Source organism: Streptomyces sp. SID14436 (assembly GCF_010548465.1).
Lineage (GTDB): Bacteria > Actinomycetota > Actinomycetes > Streptomycetales > Streptomycetaceae > Streptomyces.
The window spans coordinates 1-2,880 of sequence record NZ_JAAGMD010000488.1; the positions used below are offsets into that span (position 1 = coordinate 1).

Sequence of the window (2,880 nt, forward strand, 5' to 3'; positions counted from 1 at the left end):
GGCTTGGGCGCGGCCGGACGGTCACCCGGCGCCTTGGCGGCGCGGGAGGTGCCGGCGGACTGCGCCGGAGAGGGTGCCGCGGGCCTGGGGGCCGCCTTGCGGGGCGCGCCGGGCTTCGCTGCGGACTTGCCGTTGCCGCCGCCCTGGAAGGCGTCGGTCAGCTTGCGTACTACGGGCGCTTCGATGGTCGAAGACGCCGAACGGACGAATTCACCGAGTTCCTGGAGCTTGGCCATGACGACCTTGCTCTCCACGCCGAACTCCTTGGCGAGTTCGTAGACCCGGACCTTAGCCACTTCGCTCCTTTGAGGTCCGGGTTGCGTCCGGACCGTCGCTAGTTCATGGGCGTACTCATCGCGTACTCATCGAGTGCTCATCGCAATCTCGACCTGCTTTCGACTCGCGAGGTACCAGACCGCACGGGGGGTTCCGTACGGCATGTCTTCCTGTCGGGCTGCTGTCAGCAACCCTGTGCCTGCTCGACGTAGTGGCGCAACGCCTTTACGTCGAGCGGTCCCGGGACGCGGAACGCCCGCGGGAACGCCCTGCGGCGCACCGCCTGGTCCAGACAGACCGGGACGGGGTGGACGTACGCACCCCGGCCGGGCAGCGTACCGCGAGGATCGGGGACGCAGGCGCCCTCGACCGCCACGATCCGCAGCAGCTCTTTCTTGACCGCTCTCTCCCGGCACCCCACGCAGGTGCGCTCGGGGCATGCACGGGTAGGTGTCCGGCCAGACACAGCTCAGTCTACCTCCCCGGACCGACCTCACCCCTACGGGGCAAGGATCGAACATGTGCCGCACGCAAAGCTGTCGTGATCTCAGCGACCTGCGGCCTGGATCCATTCCCCGGCCGTCCCGCGGCCGGGGAGCGCGGCGGTCCCCGCGGACCGCCGCGCGGACTACTCGGCGGACCGCTCCCCGGGCTGTTCGCCCGACGGTTCGGTGTCCGGCCGGATGTCGATCCGCCAGCCCGTCAGGCGGGCGGCGAGCCGGGCGTTCTGCCCCTCCTTGCCGATGGCGAGGGAGAGTTGGTAGTCCGGCACCGTCACCCGGGCGGACCGGGCCGCCATGTCCACGACCTCCACCTTGGACACCCGGGCGGGCGACAGGGCGTTGGCCACCATCTCGGCCGGGTCGTCCGACCAGTCGACGATGTCGATCTTCTCACCGTTCAGCTCGGCCATGACATTGCGCACCCGGCCGCCCATGGGGCCGATGCAGGCGCCTTTGGCGTTCAGCCCGGAGCGCAGCGAGCGGACGGCGATCTTGGTGCGGTGACCGGCCTCACGGGCGATCGCGGCGATCTCCACGGAGCCGTCGGCGATCTCCGGCACCTCCAGGGCGAACAGCTTCTTGACCAGGTTGGGGTGGGTGCGCGACAGCGTGACGGACGGGCCGCGCACGCCCTTGGCGACCCGGACGACATAGCTGCGCAGCCGCATGCCGTGCTGGTAGGTCTCGCCCGGGACCTGCTCCTGCACCGGCAGGATGGCCTCCAGCCTGCCGATGTCGACCAGCACGTTCTTCGGGTCGCGGCCCTGCTGGACCACGCCCGTCACGATGTCGCCCTCGCGGCCCGCGTACTCGCCGAGCGTGGCGTCGTCCTCGGCGTCGCGCAGCCGCTGCAGGATCACCTGCTTGGCGGTCGTGGCGGCGATACGGCCGAAGCCGGACGGGGTGTCGTCGAACTCGCGGGCCTCCTGCCCCTCCTCGAGGTCCTCGGGGTCCTCCTTCGCCCACACGGTCACGTGTCCGGTCTCCCGGTCGAGCTCCACACGCGCCTGCCGGCGGCTTCCCTCGGTTCGGTGGTAGGCGATGAGGAGGGCCGATTCGATCGCCTCGACCAGCAGGTCGAAGGAGATCTCCTTCTCCCGCACCAGGCCCCGCAGGGCACTCATGTCGATGTCCACGGCTACGCCTCCTCTTCCTTCTCGTCGTCCTGCCTGGCGGACGCGTCGTCGGACTTGTCGTCCTTGCGGTTGAATTCGACCTGGACGCGCGCCCGGCTGATGTCGCCGAAGGCGAGCCTGCGCGCGGTGGGCCTGCGCCCCTTGACCCCCGGCACCTCGACGTCGAGTCCCTCGTCGTCGGCCGTCAGGATCCGGGCGGTCAGCTCGCCGCCCTCGGTCAGCTGGAACCTCACCAGGCGGCCCGTGGCACGCACGTAGTGCCGGTGCTCGGTGAGGAGGCGCTCCGCGCCCGGGGTTCCGACCTCGAGGGTGTACTCCCCGCTGCCCATCGCGTCCGTCTCGTCCAGCTTCGCCGAGAGCGCGCGGCTCACATCGGCGATCCGGTCCAGATCGGCGCCGGTGTCGGAGTCGACGGTGACGCGCAGCACCCGCTTGCGGCCCACCGAGTCGACGGCGATCTCTTCGAGGTCGAGCCCCTGTGAGGTGACGAGCGGTTCCAGAAGTTCTCGCAGCCTCTCGCTCTGGGTGGTGCTCATCCGGGTGACTCCTCGGCCGCGTGTGCTGTTGTGGGACGGTGCGCGTGTCTGGTCAAAGGGTATCCGGTCGCACAGGGTGTTGCCGTCCACCCGGTGCCGGAGGGTGCCGCTGACCGCTGCCGGGTGCCGCCCCGGGTACCGTGATCACGGGCCTGCGGCCCCCGCTGTCGTCGCCACGTTCGACCGAGCCCCCCGAGGACCACTCCCGTGCCGTTCCCTCTCTCTCCGGGCACCCGCTCGGGGCCCCGCCGACGGAGCCTGCTCGCCGTCGCCCCGGCGGCCCTGCTCGCCGCCGGCTGTTCCGCCGGGTCCGATGACTCCGCCGCCGTCGGCGGCCCCCGCCCCTCGGCCGCCGACCGCACGCGCGCGCGTGCCGCCCGCGACAGCCGGGAGCTGGCCGGCCGGTACGACGCGGTGATCGCCGCCCAC

Annotated in this window: 4 protein-coding genes and 1 pseudogene; 1 reads left to right on the top strand and 4 read right to left on the bottom strand. The window is 71.4% G+C overall.

Features of this window, described 5'->3' with window-relative positions; translation table 11 throughout:
• From G3I53_RS16860 to rimP, 4 genes are all read right to left on the bottom strand, one after another.
• Window positions 1–296: translation initiation factor IF-2 N-terminal domain-containing protein (locus tag G3I53_RS16860; RefSeq protein ID WP_164438503.1), on the bottom strand; the 296-nt coding region annotated here is incomplete at its 3' end.
• A gap of 164 nt (window positions 297–460) precedes the next feature.
• Complete coding sequence (locus G3I53_RS16865; RefSeq protein ID WP_164337859.1) at window positions 461–742, bottom strand: YlxR family protein; 282 nt, start codon at window positions 740–742, stop codon at window positions 461–463.
• Between the two features lie 162 nt (window positions 743–904).
• On the bottom strand, window positions 905–1,915 hold the full coding sequence (nusA, locus tag G3I53_RS16870; protein WP_164337860.1) for a transcription termination factor NusA: 1,011 nt from the start codon (window positions 1,913–1,915) through the stop codon (window positions 905–907).
• Between the two features lie 2 nt (window positions 1,916–1,917).
• Window positions 1,918–2,451 (bottom strand): ribosome maturation factor RimP, encoded by a 534-nt coding sequence (gene rimP / locus G3I53_RS16875; protein ID WP_164337861.1) that lies wholly within the window; start codon window positions 2,449–2,451, stop codon window positions 1,918–1,920.
• 207 nt (window positions 2,452–2,658) lie between these two features.
• On the opposite strand from rimP, the pseudogene G3I53_RS16880 reads away from it, so the two are divergent.
• Window positions 2,659–2,880 (top strand): annotated as a pseudogene (locus G3I53_RS16880) (hypothetical protein); the annotation flags it as partial.